Annotated in this window: 15 protein-coding genes; 9 read left to right on the forward strand and 6 right to left on the reverse strand. The window is 66.2% G+C overall.

Features of this window, described 5'->3' with window-relative positions:
- Positions 1 to 161 precede the first annotated feature (161 nt).
- The 8 genes from DA1_RS21560 to DA1_RS21595 all read left to right on the forward strand — a co-directional run bounded on the left by DA1_RS21560 (position 162) and on the right by DA1_RS21595 (position 8103).
- On the forward strand, positions 162 to 572 hold the full coding sequence (locus DA1_RS21560) for a ComEA family DNA-binding protein (RefSeq protein WP_034395008.1): 411 nt from the start codon (positions 162 to 164) through the stop codon (positions 570 to 572).
- Positions 573 to 711: 139 nt separating this feature from the next.
- Positions 712 to 3690 carry a monovalent cation/H+ antiporter subunit A gene (locus DA1_RS21565; RefSeq protein WP_034395005.1) on the forward strand — a complete coding sequence of 993 codons (2979 nt, stop codon included), beginning with the start codon at positions 712 to 714 and terminating at the stop codon, positions 3688 to 3690.
- A complete protein-coding gene (locus DA1_RS21570) occupies positions 3690 to 4055 on the forward strand; it encodes a Na+/H+ antiporter subunit C (RefSeq protein WP_012206529.1) in 366 nt (121 codons plus the stop codon). The genes DA1_RS21565 and DA1_RS21570 overlap by 1 nt, the downstream gene beginning before the upstream one ends.
- Positions 4052 to 5848 carry a monovalent cation/H+ antiporter subunit D gene (locus DA1_RS21575; protein ID WP_012206530.1) on the forward strand — a complete coding sequence of 599 codons (1797 nt, stop codon included), beginning with the start codon at positions 4052 to 4054 and terminating at the stop codon, positions 5846 to 5848. Before DA1_RS21570 ends, DA1_RS21575 begins: the two co-directional genes overlap by 4 nt.
- The gene (locus tag DA1_RS21580) at positions 5845 to 6336 is read left to right on the forward strand and encodes a Na+/H+ antiporter subunit E (RefSeq protein WP_013801620.1); all 492 of its coding nucleotides are present in this window, start codon (positions 5845 to 5847) and stop codon (positions 6334 to 6336) included. The genes DA1_RS21575 and DA1_RS21580 overlap by 4 nt, the downstream gene beginning before the upstream one ends.
- Positions 6333 to 6611 carry a K+/H+ antiporter subunit F gene (locus DA1_RS21585; protein WP_012206532.1) on the forward strand — a complete coding sequence of 93 codons (279 nt, stop codon included), beginning with the start codon at positions 6333 to 6335 and terminating at the stop codon, positions 6609 to 6611. Before DA1_RS21580 ends, DA1_RS21585 begins: the two co-directional genes overlap by 4 nt.
- Positions 6608 to 6991 carry a monovalent cation/H(+) antiporter subunit G gene (locus DA1_RS21590; protein ID WP_012206533.1) on the forward strand — a complete coding sequence of 128 codons (384 nt, stop codon included), beginning with the start codon at positions 6608 to 6610 and terminating at the stop codon, positions 6989 to 6991. Before DA1_RS21585 ends, DA1_RS21590 begins: the two co-directional genes overlap by 4 nt.
- A gap of 242 nt (positions 6992 to 7233) precedes the next feature.
- Positions 7234 to 8103 carry an LOG family protein gene (locus DA1_RS21595; RefSeq protein ID WP_013801619.1) on the forward strand — a complete coding sequence of 290 codons (870 nt, stop codon included), beginning with the start codon at positions 7234 to 7236 and terminating at the stop codon, positions 8101 to 8103.
- 69 nt (positions 8104 to 8172) lie between these two features.
- On the opposite strand, the gene DA1_RS21600 is transcribed toward DA1_RS21595, so the two are convergent.
- The 6 genes from DA1_RS21600 to DA1_RS21625 all read right to left on the reverse strand — a co-directional run bounded on the left by DA1_RS21600 (position 8173) and on the right by DA1_RS21625 (position 15288).
- Entirely contained in the window at positions 8173 to 9354 is a 1182-nt protein-coding gene (locus DA1_RS21600) for an MFS transporter (RefSeq protein ID WP_013801618.1), read from the reverse strand.
- A 1-nt stretch (position 9355) separates the two neighbouring features.
- On the reverse strand, positions 9356 to 10846 hold the full coding sequence (locus tag DA1_RS21605; RefSeq protein WP_034398730.1) for a DNA recombination protein RmuC: 1491 nt from the start codon (positions 10844 to 10846) through the stop codon (positions 9356 to 9358).
- A 110-nt stretch (positions 10847 to 10956) separates the two neighbouring features.
- Positions 10957 to 11964, reverse strand: coding sequence for a 2-hydroxyacid dehydrogenase (locus DA1_RS21610; RefSeq protein WP_034394999.1), 1008 nt, complete (start codon positions 11962 to 11964; stop codon positions 10957 to 10959).
- A gap of 37 nt (positions 11965 to 12001) precedes the next feature.
- Positions 12002 to 13429, reverse strand: coding sequence for a sodium:proton antiporter (locus DA1_RS21615; protein WP_013801615.1), 1428 nt, complete (start codon positions 13427 to 13429; stop codon positions 12002 to 12004).
- 61 nt (positions 13430 to 13490) lie between these two features.
- On the reverse strand, positions 13491 to 14711 hold the full coding sequence (pncB, locus tag DA1_RS21620) for a nicotinate phosphoribosyltransferase (protein WP_034394996.1): 1221 nt from the start codon (positions 14709 to 14711) through the stop codon (positions 13491 to 13493).
- Positions 14712 to 14826: 115 nt separating this feature from the next.
- Positions 14827 to 15288: an acyl-CoA thioesterase gene (locus DA1_RS21625; protein ID WP_034394994.1), complete on the reverse strand. Its 462-nt coding sequence runs from the start codon at positions 15286 to 15288 to the stop codon at positions 14827 to 14829.
- Positions 15289 to 15611: 323 nt separating this feature from the next.
- Between DA1_RS21625 and DA1_RS21630 the strand changes: the two genes are divergently transcribed.
- Entirely contained in the window at positions 15612 to 16160 is a 549-nt protein-coding gene (locus tag DA1_RS21630) for a phasin family protein (RefSeq protein WP_013801612.1), read from the forward strand.
- The last annotated feature ends 87 nt before the right edge of the window (positions 16161 to 16247 follow it).

Here is a 16247-nt window from a genome sequence, read left to right on the forward strand (position 1 = left end):
CGCCTTGGCAGGCGCATGGCCATTGACTTTGCACACGTTCGGCCATGCCTGCACGGGCCTGCTGGCCCCCTTCACCGCCTAGCCGCACGCCAAGGCCCTGCATAAGATGCCTCTGGGTCGCAATGTTGCGGCCCTCAACATTTTGGGATCAGGAGGTTTGTATGTTCAGAAAACTGATGGCTGGCTTCATTGCACTGCTGTGGTCCGTGATGGCCCTGGCTGCCGTGGAGGTCAACAAGGCGAATGAAGCCGAACTGACATCCATCAAGGGCATTGGCCCGGCCATGTCGGCACGCATTCTCGAGGAGCGCAAATCCTCCGCCTTCAAGGACTGGCCCGATTTCATTGCCCGCGTCAAAGGCGTGGGCGAACCGACCGCCGCCAAGTTCTCGGGTGACGGCCTGACGGTCAATGGCACCAGCTACAAGGGCCAGGGAGCCAAGCCCGCTGCAAAGGATACGGCGGCCAAGGATGCCAAGGATACCAAGGACACGGCAGCCAAAGGCACCAAGCCGACCAAGGACCAGGCCGCCAAACCGGCCACGCCGGCCAAGGCCGGCGCGGCCTCCTGAGTACGCCAACTGTCTCTATCCAACCCGCTTCGGCGGGTTTTTCATGCGTACTAACCTCGGGGTATGCGCGGCCATAGCCTGAAACATGCTCAGGTTTTCATAGCGAAGCAAAAAACCTTGCCCGTAAAATGAACCGCCCATGCCCCTGATCACCCTCATCCTCCTACCCTTCATCGGCAGCCTGATTGCCGCAATGCTGCCCGCCAATGCGCGCAATACGGAGTCAACGCTGGCCGGCGTCATCGCCCTCGGCTGCGCCATCCAGACGGCATTGCTGTTCCCCCAGATCGCCGATGGGGAGGTGCTGCGCCAGGAGATCGAGTGGCTGCCGGCACTGGGGCTGAATCTGGTGATCCGCATGGACGGCTTTGCCTGGATGTTCTGCATGCTGGTGCTGGGCATCGGTTCGCTGGTGGTGCTTTATGCGCGCTACTACATGTCGCCGGCCGATCCCGTGCCGCGCTTTTTCTCGTTTTTTCTGGCCTTCATGGGCGCGATGGCGGGCGTGGTGCTGTCGGGCAACATCATTCAGATTGCCTTCTTCTGGGAGCTGACCAGCCTCTTCTCCTTTCTTCTGATCGGATACTGGCACCATCGCAAGGACGCGCGCCGGGGCGCGCGCATGGCGCTGACGGTGACGGGAACGGGCGGCTTGGCCATGCTGGCCGGCATGCTGGTGCTGGGCCACATCGTGGGCAGCTATGACCTGGACAACGTGCTCATCGCCGGCCAGCAGGTGCGCGACCACCAGCTGTATCTGGTCGCCCTGGTGCTGATCCTGCTGGGCGCACTGACCAAGAGCGCGCAATTCCCCTTCCACTTCTGGCTGCCGCACGCCATGGCCGCGCCCACGCCGGTGTCGGCCTACCTGCACTCCGCCACCATGGTCAAGGCGGGGGTCTTCCTGCTGGCGCGCATGTGGCCCGTGCTGGGTGACACCGATGCCTGGTTCTGGCTGGTGGGCGGAGCCGGCGCGGCAACGCTGCTCATCGGTGGCTATCTGGCCATGTTCCAGCACGATCTCAAGGGATTGCTGGCCTATTCGACGATTTCCCACCTGGGTCTGATCACGCTGCTGCTGGGCCTCAACAGCAAGCTGGCCGCCGTGGCTGCGGTGTTCCACATCATGAACCACGCGACCTTCAAGGCCTCGCTGTTCATGGCCGCAGGCATCGTTGACCATGAAAGCGGCACGCGCGACATCCGCCGTCTCTCGGGCCTGCGGCACATGATGCCCATCACTGCCACGCTGGCCTGCGTGGCCAGTGCGGCCATGGCGGGCGTGCCGCTGCTCAACGGCTTCCTGTCCAAGGAAATGTTCTTCGCCGAGACCGTCTACCTGGACGCTGCCCCCTGGGTGCGCACGGCCCTGCCCGTGGCCGCCACGGTGGCGGGCATGTTCAGCGTGGCCTATTCGCTGCGATTCACCATCGACGTCTTCTTCGGCCCCAAGGCCACCGACCTGCCGCACGAGCCGCACGAGCCGCCGCACTGGATGCGCGTGCCCGTCGAGCTGCTGGTGCTGGCCTGCCTGGTGGTGGGCATGCTGCCGGCATGGGCGGTGGGCAGCTTCCTTGCAGCGGCCGCCACGCCCGTGGTCGGCGGCGATCTGCCCGAGTACAGCCTGGCCATCTGGCACGGCTGGAACATGCCCTTGATCATGAGCCTGGTCGCCCTGATTGGCGGCATCCTGCTGTACATGCTGCTGCGCTGGCAGCGCCAGGCCGGCCATATCGATACCGCACCGCTGGTGGGCACGCTCAGCGGCCAGCGCATCTTCGAGAACCTGCTGGCCCGCCTGTCCCTGCTGGGCCGCTGGTCGCGCCGGCGCCTGTCCACCATGCGCCTGCAGTGGCAGATGCTGTGGCTGGTCTGCACCGCCGTACTGGCGGGCGTTCTGCCGCTGTGGCTGCAGGGCATCAAGCTGGGCGATCGGGGCATGCTGCCGCTGTCGCCCGCCTTCGTGCTGCTGTGGTCGGTGGGCATTCTCTGCGCCCTGGGCACGGCCTGGAAGGCCAAGTACCACCGGCTGACCGCGCTGATCATGCTGGGCGGTGCCGGCCTGTGCACCTGCCTGACCTTCCTGTGGTTCTCGGCGCCCGATCTGGCGCTGACCCAGCTGGTGGTCGAGGTCGCCACCACGGTGCTGATGCTGCTGGGCCTGCGCTGGATGCCCAAGCGCGACAAGAGCCTGCACATTCCCGTGCTGTCCGCCGAGCTGCGTGCGCGCTCGCGCCGCATGCGCGACCTGCTGCTGTCGCTGGTGGCCGGGGGCGGCATGGCCTGGCTGGCCTTCGCCATGATGAGCCGCCCCTTCTATGACGGCGCCTCCACCTTCTTCCTGGAACATGCGCTCAGCGACGGCGGCGGCACCAATGTGGTCAACGTCATGCTGGTGGACTTCCGTGGCTTCGACACCTTCGGCGAAATCGTGGTGCTGGGCATCGTGGCCCTGGTGGTCTATGCCCTGCTGCGGCGCTTTCGCCCGGCCCGCGAGACGCTGGACCTGCCGGAACAGCAGCGCTACGTGCCAGGCGACCTGCAGACCGATCTGTTCAATCCGCGCAATGCCGGCGATACGGCCGTGGGCTACCTGATGGTGCCCGCCGTGCTGGTCCGCCTGCTGCTGCCTTTCGCGGCCCTGGTCTCGGTCTACATCTTCATGCGCGGCCACAACGAACCCGGAGGCGGCTTCGTCGCCGGCCTGGTGTTCTCGGTCGCCTTGCTGATGCAGTACATCATCTCCGGCACGCAGTGGGTCGAGGCCCACTTGCCGATCTTCCCGCGCCGATGGATCGGTGTCGGCCTGCTGTTCGCACTGGGTACCGGCATGGGCTCCATCGTGGCCGGCTATCCCTTCCTCACCAGCCACACCTTCCATATGACCCTGCCAGTCGTCGGCGACGTGCATCTCGCCAGCGCCCTGTTCTTCGACATCGGTGTGTTCTCACTGGTGGTGGGCGCGACCATGCTCATTCTGACGGCCATCGCCCACCAATCGGTGCGCAGCCACCGCTACCACGCCCGCCTGCTGGAGGAGCAGCAACAACAGGCCGAGGAGGCCGAAGCCGCCGTGCAGCAGGCCACCGCCGCAGCCCTGGCGCGAGGAGGTTTCTGATGGAAGTCGTGCTTGCCATTGCCATCGGCGTACTGACCGGCTCGGGCGTGTGGCTGCTGCTGCGCCCACGGACCTACCAGGTCATCATGGGGCTGGCCCTGCTGTCGTATGCGGTCAACCTGTTCATCTTCAGCATGGGTCGCCAGGGCCTGGCCATTGACAAGGAGCCCGTGCTGCGGGCCGGCGTACCGCAGGATCTCGCGCACTACGCAGACCCCATGCCCCAGGCGCTGGTGCTCACGGCCATCGTGATCGGCTTTGCCATGACGGCGCTGTTCCTGGTGGTGCTGCTGGCCTCGCGCGGCACCACCGCCACCGACCATGTGGACGGAGCCCATTCCCGCACCGAGCAGGAGATGCCATGAACGAGCTGACCGCCCGTCTCATGCCGCACCTGATGCTGGCGCCCATCGTGCTGCCCATGCTCTCGGCAGCGCTGATGCTGCTGCTGCGCGAGGAGCGCCAGCGCGTGAAGTTCGCCCTTGGCCTGGTGTCCACCGTGCTGGGCCTGGGCGTGGCCGTGCTGCTGATGCTGTGGACCGACCAGGCCGGCGCACCCGTCAACCTGGGCGTCTACATGCCGGGCAACTGGCCCATGCCCTTCGGCATCTCGCTGGCGCTGGACCGCCTGACCGGCATGATGCTGGTGCTGACCTACACGGTGGCCCTGGCCTCGCTGATCTTCTCCAGCGCCCGCTGGCACCGCGCGGGGATGCACTTTCACTCGCTGTTCCAGTTCCAGCTGATGGGCCTGAGCGGCGCCTTCCTCACGGCGGACCTGTTCAACCTGTTCGTGTTCTTCGAGATCATGCTCGCGGCCTCCTACGGCCTGCTGCTGCATGGCTCGGGCCGGGCACGCATCCAGGCGGGCCTGCACTACATCGCCATCAACCTGGCCGCCTCGTCGCTGTTCCTCATCGGCGTGTCCATGCTCTACGGCCTGACCGGCACGCTGAACATGGCCGACCTGGCGCGCGCCATTCCCCAGATCAGCAGTGCCGACCGCGGGCTGCTGCATTCGGCAGCGGCCATCCTGGGCATCGCCTTCCTGACCAAGGCGGCCATGTGGCCGCTGAACTTCTGGCTGGTGCCGGCCTACAGCGCGGCCACCGCGCCCGTCGGTGCCGTGTTCGCGCTCATGACCAAGGTGGGCGTCTACGTGGTGCTGCGGCTGTGGACGCTGCTGTTCAGCTCCGAGGCCGGCTCCTCCGCCCTGTTCGGCAGCACCTGGCTGATCGTCGGCGGCATGCTGACCATGGCCTTCGGCGGCCTGGGCATGCTGGGCTCGCAGCGCCTGACGCATATCGCGGGCTTTGCGGCCATCCTCTCGTCGGGCACCCTGCTGGCTGCCACGGGCTTTGGCCAGAACGCGCTGACGGCGGGGCTGCTGTACTACCTGCCCAGCTCCACCCTGGCCGTGAGCGCGCTCTTCCTGATTGCCGACGTGGTGGACCGCTGGCGCGTGGACGACGACGCGGGCGAGCCCTATGAAGACGATGAGGCGCCCTTCCTCAACGCCGAGCTGCTTCCCACCGAGGGATTCAACCTTGACGAATCCGAAGAGGTGCTGATCGGCCGCGCCATTCCCGCCGCAGCCGCCTTCATCGGCCTGAGCTTCATGCTGGCCACCCTGGTGGTTACCGGCCTGCCCCCGCTGTCGGGCTTCGTGGGCAAGTTCGCCATGCTGTCTGCCCTGCTCAACCCGCTGGGCCTGGGCAACTCCAGCGGCTTCCAGGCCGGCTGGGCCGGCTGGGTGCTGGTGGCGCTGATGATCATCACCGGGCTGCTGGCCCTGCTGTCGCTGGTGCGCGCCGGCATACGCCACTTCTGGGCGACCGAGGAGCAGAACTCCCCCTCGCTGCGCGTGGTCGAAGGCCTGCCCATCGCCTTGCTGCTGGCCTGCTGCGTGGCACTGACGATGCGCGGCGGCGAGCTGATGGGCTACACCCAGCGCGCAGCCGATGCGCTGCTGGCACCCGATGTCTATGTGCGCTCCGTCATGGGCACGCAGCCCGAGCCCAGCCCTGCAGAAAAGAAGGCCCGCCTGGAAGCCGGCCCTGAAGGCGCGGCACGCGCCGCGGCCCAGGCCAGTGGCGCGCCCATACCCGCAGGCATAGGCGATGCAGGCACGACGGCAGGCAAGGAGGATTCCCGATGATGAAAACCTTGCTGCCCGCGCCGCTGCTGTCGGTGGCGCTGTTCCTGCTGTGGCTGCTGCTCAACCGTTCGTTCAGCAGTGGACAGATCCTGCTCGGCGCATTGCTGGGCCTGCTGCTGCCGCTGCTGCTGCGCGGCCTGCGCCCCTTGCCCGTGCGGGTGCGCCATCCGCTGACCATCCTGCGCCTGGCGCTGCGCGTGGTCTGGGACACCTCGTTGTCCAACTTCAACGTCGTGCGGTTCATGCTGTTTCCGGGCATGCGCAAGCACCCGGCCAACTTCGTGCGCATCCCGCTGGAACTGCGCGACCCCAACGGCCTGGCCGTGCTCGCCATGATCGTGTGCATCACGCCCGGCACGGCCTGGGCCGAGATCTCGCGCGACCGCTCGCAGCTCATGCTGCATGTGCTGGAGGTCGATGATCCCGAGGAGATCGTCCAGCACGTCAAGCGTTGCTACGAGCGCCCCCTGATGGAGATTTTCGAATGATGCCCTGGTTCCACTGGACTTTGATGTTCGCGCTGGGCCTGCTGGTCGCGGCCATGGGCTGCGCCGTGCTGCGCCTGCTCAAGGGCCCGCACGCCCAGGACCGCGTGCTGGCGCTGGACTGCATGTACCTCAACGGCATGCTGGCCATGCTGCTCATGGGCATCATCTACGACAGCACAAGCTACTTCGAGGCGGCCTTGCTGGTCGCGCTGTTCGGCTGCGTGGGCTCCACCGCCATGGCCAAGTTCCTGCTGCGCGGCGAGGTGATCGAATGACGCCGGAGACCACACTGCCGCTGTGGTGCCAGATCCTGGTTGCCGCGCTGGCGCTGGGCGGCGCCATCATCGCCTTCCTGGGCTCCATGGGACTGTGGCGGCTGGGCAGCTATTTCGAGCGCGTGCATGCGCCCTCCATCATCGCCACCATGGGCTGCTGGCTGATCATGCATGCCACCTGGATCTACTTTTCCGTCAGCGGCCAGAGCCTGGCCGTGCATGCGCTGCTGATTGCGGTCTTCATTTCCGTGACCGTGCCCATCACCACCATCTTCCTGATGCGCGCAGCCCTGTTCCGCGCGCGCCGTGCGGGCCAGGACGTGCCGCCGCCGCTGAGCACCGTCGTGCGCAACGAACCGGCCGAGCACCCGGACGTCTGAAATCGCTTGCGGCGCCTGAAAATGCCCGCCCATTGCTGGTGGCGGGCCCAGGCCAAGGCCCTGCCCAACTGCTCAGCATACGAATCTGCCACCGGCCCCGTCAATGCGCAAAGCAACGGATACGCGAGCCCCGCGGCTATGAGTTTGTGAGCGTATAGTGCAGTCATCATCTGCGCTGGCAACGCATTTGATGGAACGGCCACAGGCGTGGCCGCCCTGGGTTTTTCTGTGTACGAGGGTTCATGCAAATCTCTTCCCCCCTGACCGATACCGATCTGGCCAACGGCTGGTCGGCCCTTCACAACCAGGCGCACAACGGCATGGCATTGCAGCAGAATTCCAATCGCCTCGCCTTCGCGGACCCGGAATTCATGTTCCGCCGCGAGACCCGCGGCATCCGCATGCAGCTGGAGCTGCTCAAGCCCGACCTGGCCCAGATCGAACGCGGCATAGAAAACACCGTCGTGGTCTATGGCAGCGCGCGCTTCGTGGACCTGGAGCAGGCCGAGCAGCAACTGGCCGACGCGCAGGCCAGCGGCGATGCCCAGCGCATTGCAGTGGCCGAGCGCGCCGTGCGCAACGCCCACCGCTACGAGCAGGCCCGCGCCTTCACGCGCATCGTGGCCGCCGACAGCCTGAACCAGCCGCCCGAGGAGCGCCTCTATATCTGCACCGGCGGCGGCCCCGGCATCATGGAGGCGGCCAACCGTGGCGCCCATGATGTGGGCGCACCCAGCATCGGCCTGAACATCGAGCTGCCGCACGAGCAAAACGGCAACCGCTTCATCTCGCCGGACCTGAGCTTCAAGTTCCACTACTTTGCCCTGCGCAAGATGCATTTCATGATGCGCGCCAAGGCCCTGGTGGCCTTCCCCGGCGGCTTCGGAACGCTGGACGAGCTGTTCGAGGTGCTGACCCTGATGCAGACCGGCAAGACGCATTCCGTGCCCGTGATCCTGTTCGGCACCGAGTTCTGGAAGCGGCTGCTCAACATCGATCTGATGATCGAGGAAGGCACGATCTCGCCCAAGGACCTGCAGCTGTTCCGCTATACCGATGATCCGGTGGAGGCCTGGGCGCTGATCAAGCAGTTCCACGCTGGCGGCTGGTAAGCCGCAGCGGCCGGCAGGCCGCCACCGCATCGCAAGGCGATCTGCGCACCAAGGCGCAGGTCGCCTTTTTCATTCCGGCTTGCGCGGCGGCAGCCCCATGAACCAGGCCGTGCGGATGCCCGAGGCCACGGCCGCGCCCACCACCCAGAACAGCGCAGACACGCCGATCAGCGCCCCCGCCGAACCGAACAGTACGGGCATGGCCACGCTGGAGGCATTGATGGCCATGAGCCGCAGGCCCAGCGCCTCGCCATGGCGGTGCTCGGGCGTGATCTGGTGCAGCATGCTCATGACCATGGGCTGCACCGAGCCCAGCGAAAAGCCCAGCAGCACCGAGCACACGCCCATGGTCAGTGCCGAGTCCATGAAGGGGTACAGCGCAAAGACGAAGGCGGTGATGGCCATGGCGCCGGAGATCACGGCGCCTTCGCGCAGGCGCTCGGCCACCAGCGGCATGGCCAGGCGGATGGCGGCGGCCGCCACGGCAAAAATGCCCAGCAGCGTGCCGATGACCGAGGCGCTCAACCCCTTCTCATGGCCCAGCAGCGGCAGCACGAAGGTGTGCACATCCCAGCATGCCGACTGCAGCCAGTTGACCAGCAGCAGGTTGCGGAAGTTGCGGTCGCGCAGCAGGTCCCAGGCATGCTGCTTGGGGCCGCCGATGGGCGCGCGCACGGGCGGCAGCTCCTGCGTGTGGCGCACCCAGCTCCAGGCCAGCACGGGCACCAGGGCCAGCAGGCCGAAGGCGACGCGGTAGCCCATGGTGCTGCCCTCGCCGCCAAAATTCGCGTGATCGATCAGCAGCCCGGTGCTGAAGGGCCCGATGAAGTTGGAGATGGCCGGCCCTATGGCCAGCCAGCTGAACACCTTCTTGAGCGCCAACGCATCGTGGGTGACCCGCCCCGCATGGCGCTGCACGGCAATCACCACCGCGCCGCTGGCACCGCCCGTCAGCAGCGCCACCAGGCACAGCACGGGATAGACCGGAAACGCCAGCGCCAGCGCGCAGCCGCCGCTGGCCGCCAGCATGGACAGGAAAAACGGCTTGCGAAAACCATGCTTGTCCGCAAAGCGCCCGGCCGGCAGCGCCAGGAACACCTGGGTCAGCGCAAACAGCGCCAGCAAGATCCCCACGGCCGCCGCGCTGTAGCCCTGCTGCAGCGCCAGCAAAGGCGCGGCCAGCCGCATGCCGGCCATGGTGGCGTGCACGCTGACCTGGGCCATGATGACTTTGAACAGCGCCAGATTCATCTCAGTCCTGCTCCGACCCTGGCTCCATGCCTGCCGCCGTGTCCTTGTCGTCCGGCAGACCGGGCAGCCCTGCGCTCGAGGCCGGCGCGGGCAGCTCCTGCACATCGCGCAATTGCCGCTGGATGGCGCGCGTGCGAACACCCACCTGCTCGAAGCGCTTGGCGGCGGCATCGATGGATTTGCGCGTGGCATCCACCACTTCGCCGAACTTGGCGAACTCGGTCTTGACCTGTCCCAGCACGGCCCAGACCTCGGAGGAGCGCTTTTCGATGGCCAGCGTCTTGAAGCCCATCTGCAGGCTGCTGAGCATGGCAGCCAGGTTGGCCGGGCCGGTGACCATCACGCGGCAGCCGTTTTGCACGGCCTCGACCAGGCCGGGGCGGCGCATGACCTCGGCAAACAGGCCTTCCGTGGGCAGGTAGAGCACGGCAAAGTCCGTGGTGTGGGGCGGGCTCACATACTTGCCATGGATCTTGCGGGCCTCGAACTTGATCGATGCCTCGAAGGCATTGCCGGCCGAGGCAATTGCGGCCTTGTCGGCCGCATCCTGGGCATCCAGCAGACGCTGGTATTGCTCCACCGGGTACTTGGCGTCGATGGGCAGCCAGACCGGCGTCTCGTCGCTGCGCCCGGGCAGGCGGATGGCGAACTCCACCATGTCGTCGCTGCCGGGCACGGTCTTGACGTTGCGCGCGTATTGCTCGGGCGTGAGCACGTTCTCGATGATGGCGCCCAGCTGCAGCTCGCCCCAGGTGCCGCGCGTCTTCACATTGGTCATCACGCGCTTGAGGTCGCCCACGCTGCCGGCCAGTGTCTGCATCTCGCCCAGGCCCTTGTGCACCTGCTCCAGCCGGTCGCTGACCAGCTTGAACGATTCGCCCAGGCGCTGCTCCAGCGTGGCATGCAGCTTCTCGTCCACCGTGCGCCGCATCTCCTCCAGCCGCGCCGCGTTGTCCGACTGGATGGTGGCCAGGCGCTCGTTGAGCGTGCCGCGCAGCTGCTCGGCATGGACCTGGCTGGATTGCGCCAGCCCGCCCAGCTGCTGCTGGATGTCGTTCTTGAGGGAGTCCAGCGTGCTGCGCGTGGTCTGCGCCAGCGCCTCGAAGCGCTCCTGCACATGGGCGTTGAAGCGCTGCGTGCTTTCGCCCTGGGCCTCGCGGGCCTGGGCGCTGTCGGCGGCCAGCCGCACGGTGAGCCGGCCCAGTTCCATGCGAAAGGCTGCCAGCGCCTCGCCCTGCTCGCGCCGCGCGGCCTGTGCATCGAGCTGGGCCTGGGCCAGATGGGCCTGCAGTTGCTGCGACACGCGGTCCAGCCCGCCGTCGCTCTTGGCCACGGCCATCTGCGTGGCCTGGGCGCCACGCTCGAGCTGCTGCAGCCGCACATCCAGCATCTGCAGCGCCTGCAGCAACTGCTGCGGCGCCACCCCGTCATCGCGCTGCGCCGAGCGCCTGCACAGCAGCCAGATCACGGCCGCCTGCCCCAACAGCAGCACGGCCCATGCCGCCCACCACACTCCGGATATCTGGGTCAAGATCTTGCTTCAGCTCCATGCAGCGGGAAGCGGCCAGGGCCAGCCTTCCCGCGATTGTCGGGATACGGCACTCAGGCCTTGGCGCGCGCGCCTGCGGCCGCCGCCTCGGGCTGGTTGACGGGCGTGCGCGGGCCCTTGCCGCTCAGAAAGTCGATCAGGTTGTCGGCTGCCAGCTCGGCCATGGCGCTGCGCGTGCCCATGGTGGCGCTGGCGATGTGCGGGGTCAGCACGACATTGGGCACGGTCAACAGGTCGGGATGGACCGAGGGCTCGCCCTCGAACACGTCCAGGCCGGCGGCGGCAATGGTCCTGTCGCGCAGCGCCCTGGCCAGCGCCGCGTCATCGACGATGCCGCCGCGCGCGATGTTGATCAGCGTGGCCGTGGGCTTCATCCTGGCGATCTCGGCCGCGCCTATGGTGTGGTGGTTTTCCTTGGTGTAGGGCAGCACCAGCACCACATGGTCGGCCATGGCCAGCAGTTCGTCCTTGCCCACGTAGCCGGCCTTGCATTCGGCTTCCAGCTCGGGCGACAGTCGCGAGCGGTTGTGATAGACCACCTTCATGCCGAAGCCATGCGCACCGCGCCGGGCAATGCCCTGGCCGATGCGGCCCATGCCGATGATGCCCAGCGTGCTGCCGTGCACTTCCGAGCCGGCGAACAGGTCGTAGCGCCAGGAGTTCCACTTTCCGGCGCGCAGGTAGTGCTCGCTCTCGGTCACGCGGCGGGCCGTGGCCATGAGCAGGGCGAAGCCGAAGTCGGCCGTGGTCTCGGTCAGCACGTCGGGCGCGTTCGTGCCCTGCACGCCCGCTGCCGTCATCGCGGGCACGTCGAAGTTGTTGTAGCCCACGGCCATGTTGGCCACGACCTTCAGGCGCGGGCAGGCCGCCAGCAGTGCCGCATCGATGGTCTGCGAGCCCGTGGTCAGCACACCGTCCTTGTCCTGCAGATGCGCGGCCAGCTCCTGCGGGCTCCAGACCACGTCGTCCTGGTTGGACTCGACCTCGAAGTGCTGCTCCAGCTTGCGCACCACCTCGGGCGGGATGGCGCGGGCGATCAGGATGCGGGGTTTGCTTGCCATGTCTGTCTCTTTCCTTGTCTTGGCGGGAGGCGGTTCTTCAGCGGAACCAGATGAAGCTCATCAATACGAACAGCGGCACCAGAATGCCCAGCGACCAGGCCATGTAGCCGAAGAAGCTGGGCATCTTCACGCCGCGCTCCTCGGCAATGGCCTTGACCATCAGATTGGGCGCGTTGCCGATATAGGTGTTGGCACCCATGAACACCGCGCCCGCGGAGATGGCCGCCAGCGTGGAGGCCATCGTGGTCATCAGCTGCGCGGCGTCGCCCCCTGCGGTATTGAAGAACACCAGGTAGGTCGGTGCGTTGTCGAGGAAGGAGGACAGCAGGCCCGTGGCCCAGAAGTACATCAGCGGATCGGGCGTGCCGTCGGCGCGCGTGACGGCGCCCACGATGGCGCCGAACGGCCCGCCCGTGCCCGCCTTGAGCATGGCGATCACGGGGATGATGGTCAAGAAGATGCCCGCGAACAGCTTGGCCACTTCCTGCATCGGCCCCCAGCCGAATTCGTTGGCCTGGTGCACGCTGCGCGGCGTGAGCCGCAGGGACAGCAGCGCCACCACGATCAGGCCCGCATCGCGCACCAGCCCCGGCAGGCCCACATGCGTGCCGGCCAGCACCAGCCCCGCATCGGTGCGCCACAGGCCGCTCATCAGCACCAGGGCCACCACGGCCAGCAGCAACGCGAAGTTCACGCTGCCATCGAAGCCCAGGCGGCTGGCGCGGCCCGAGGCGTCGATGCTGGGCGTGGGATCGGGCAGGTCCGCCTCGCCGGCCTTGCGCAGCAGCCAGGTGTCGATCGCGTAGAACAGCGCCAGCAGCACGCCGACCAGGAACAGGGTCTCGGTGAAGATGTGGCGCACCGTCCAGAAGAAGTCCACGCCCTTGAGAAAGCCCAGGAACAGCGGCGGGTCGCCCAGCGGCGTCAGCGAGCCTCCGGCATTGGAGACGATGAAGATGAAGAACACCACCACATGCACCTGGTGCCTGCGGTTGTCGTTGGCGCGCAGCAGCGGCCGGATCAGCAGCATCGATGCGCCCGTGGTTCCCATGAAGCTGGCCAGCACGGCGCCGATGGCCAGGATGGCCGTGTTCAGCCCCGGCGAGCCCTTGAGATTGCCGCGCACATAGATGCCGCCAGACACCGTGTACAGCGCCGTCAGCAGGATCACGAAGGGCAGGTACTCGGCCAGCAGCGCATGCACCAGGTTGGCCAGGGCCGCACCCGCACCGAACACCGCTGCAAAGGGCAGCAGGAAGGCCAGCGCCCAGGCCGCCGTCAACTTGCCGAAATGCCGGTGCCAGAAATGCGGCGCCGCCAGCGGCACCAGGGCAATCGACAACAGCATGCCCGCAAAGGGCACGCCCCAGAGCACCGACAGCTGGCCGCCATCGATCTCGGCCGCCAGGGCCCAGGAGGGCACGCAGGCGACGAGCAGCACCAACAATCCACGCAAGGCCTTCATGGTCCCGTCTCCTCTTTGTTCTGTCTTCACTGTCCGCTCCTGGCAGCGGGCCGCGCAGCGATCAAGTCTGTGCCGCGGGCGCCGCGATCTCGAACACCTGGCGCAGATAGGCCAGGTATTTCTCGTCGTCGCACATGCTCTTGCCCGGCGTGTCCGAGAGCTTGGCCACGGGCTGGCCGTTGCAGCGCGTCATCTTGATGACGATCTGCAGCGGCACATGGTCGGGCGCGTCGCCCAGGTCATTGGTCAGGTTGGTGCCGATGCCAAAGGCCAGCTGGCAGCGCCCGTGGAAGCGCTGGAACAGCTCGATGGTGCGCGGCACCGTCAGGCCATCGCTGAAGATCAGCGTCTTGGTCAGCGGGTCGATGCGGTTGGCGCGGTAGTGGGCCAGCAGCCGCTCGCCCCACTCGAACGGGTCCCCGCTGTCATGGCGCGCGCCATCGAAGAGCTTGCAGAAGTACAGGTCGAAATCGCGCAGGAAGGCCGACATGCCGTAGACATCCGACAGCGCAATGCCCAGGTCGCCCCGGTACTCGCGCGCCCAGGACTCGAAGCCGAAGATCTGGCTGTCGCGCAGGCGCGGGCCCAGGGACTGGCAGGCCTGCAGGTATTCATGGGCCAGCGTGCCCAGGGGCCGCACGCCCAGCTTCATGGCATACAGCACGTTGCTGGTGCCCGCGAACTGCCCCTCGGACTCCGCGGATGCGCCGGGCCGGCCCAGGCGTGCGCACAGCACACGCAGCACCTCTTCATGCCAGGCCCGCGAAAAGCGGCGGCGCGTGCCGTAGTCGGCAATCTTGAGCTGCTCCAGGCCCGGCTGCTGCAGCAGCGCGATCTTGGCATCCAGCCGGTGCCGGCCCTCGGGAAAATCGGGCACCGGCTGGGTGTTGCGGAAGTACACCTCGTTGACGATGGCAAGCACGGGAATCTCGAACAAGATGGTGTGCAGCCAGGGCCCGCGGATGGTGATGTCGATCTCGCCATTGGGCAGCGCCTGCACCGTGACGCACTTCTCGTTGAGGTGGAACAGGCTCAGGAAATCGACGAAATCGCTCTTGATGAAGCGCAGCGAGCTCAGGTAGGCCAGCTCTGCATCCTGGAACCGCAGGCTGCACAGCGAGCGGATCTCGGCCCGGATCTCGTTCACATAGGGCGCAAGCTGCACGCCGGGATTGCGGCACTTGAAACGGTACTCGACCTGTGCCCCGGGAAACTGGTGCAGCACCACCTGCATCATCGTGAATTTGTACAGGTCGGTATCGAGCAGGCTGGTGATGATCATGGACAGAGCCGGGCGGTAAGCGCCCAAGCGGTCAGATGGCAGACAGCTTTCGAGTGTAGGCCATCCACACGCCGCCGCGCTGCGAGCGGGCGCCTTGCATGCGCCCCGAACGCCATCAACCGCGCAGCAACGGCTCCAGCACCCGGCGCAGCGCCTGCGGAATCTGGGCAGGCCGGCGCGTCTGCCGGTCCACATAGACATGGACGAAATGCCCGGCTGCGGCCGACAGCGGCTCACCCTGTGCAAACAGCCCCACCTCGTAGCGCACGCTGGAGCCGCCGATGCGGGCCACGCGGATGCCGGCCTCCACCTCCTGCGGAAAGGCCAGCGGGGCGAAGTAATTGCATTGGGTCTCTATGACCAGTCCTATCGTCTCGCCCGCATGAATGTCCAGCGCGCCCTGCTCTATCAGATGGGCATTCACCGCCGTATCGAACCAGCTGTAATAGACAACGTTGTTGACGTGCCCGTAGACATCGTTGTCCGACCAGCGCGTGCTGATGCGTCGGAATGCCGCATAGGCCGAACGGGGCTGCGGCGCGGGGCGGCTCGGGGGCGATTCATTCATGGCGGCCATTGTGCCGCCGGCCGAATGCGCCCTGTCCCCGGACACTGTCGCCATCACGACGCGCACTGCTGCCAATCACTCGCCAAGCGAGTAAGCATGCAAACTGAAAAATGTCGTCAAACCGACATAAAACCAATTCAAAATCAAAGACTTACAAAAAACCCACAGCTTTCCGAATTTTTTTGCTGCACCGCAGCATCAGGTACTTGATTCCTTTTTTGCAATCCCTACAATAAGACCCATGCTGCACTGCAACATGACACTCAGTCAGGTCAGCGCAGGCAATTCCCCGTAACCCGAGACCCCTGTGGTCCGTTTTTCTGGAGACTGACATGAGCTTGACCCCTGACCAAATCCTGAGCGCACAAAAGGCCAACCTGGAAACCCTGTTCGGCCTGACGAGCAAGGCCTTCGAAGGCGTTGAAAAGCTGGTGGAACTGAATGTGACCGCCTCGCGCGCCGCACTGACCGAAGCTGCCCAGCACACCCAGGCTGTCCTGAGCGTCAAGGACGCACAGGAACTGCTGTCGCTGCAGGCCAACCTGTTCCAGCCCCTGGCTGAAAAGACCGCTGCCTACAGCCGTCACCTGTACGACATCGCCAGCGGCACCGGCGCCGAACTGGCCAAGACCTTCGAAAGCCAGGCTTCCGACCTGCAAAAGAACTTCAGCGCCCTGGTGGACACCACGGCCAAGAACGCACCCGCCGGTTCCGAAACCGCCGTTGCCGTGATGAAGAGCGCCGTGTCGGCTGCCAACAATGCCTTCGAGTCGGTGCAAAAGGCCGTCAAGCAGGCTTCGGACCTGGCGGAAGCCAACTTCACGGCCGTGACCAACACCGCCAACGAAGCCGTCCAGTCGGCCCAGACCCGCAAGCGTTGATCACGCTGTCTTACAACGGGGCTGCGTGCAAGAATCAGTGATTACCCGCATAATTGCACGCATCCCGGGTCGAAAGACCTGACCAGT

Origin of the sequence: Delftia acidovorans NBRC 14950 (genome assembly GCF_001598795.1) — a bacterium.
In the GTDB taxonomy this organism is placed as follows: Bacteria; Pseudomonadota; Gammaproteobacteria; order Burkholderiales; family Burkholderiaceae_C; genus Comamonas; species Comamonas acidovorans.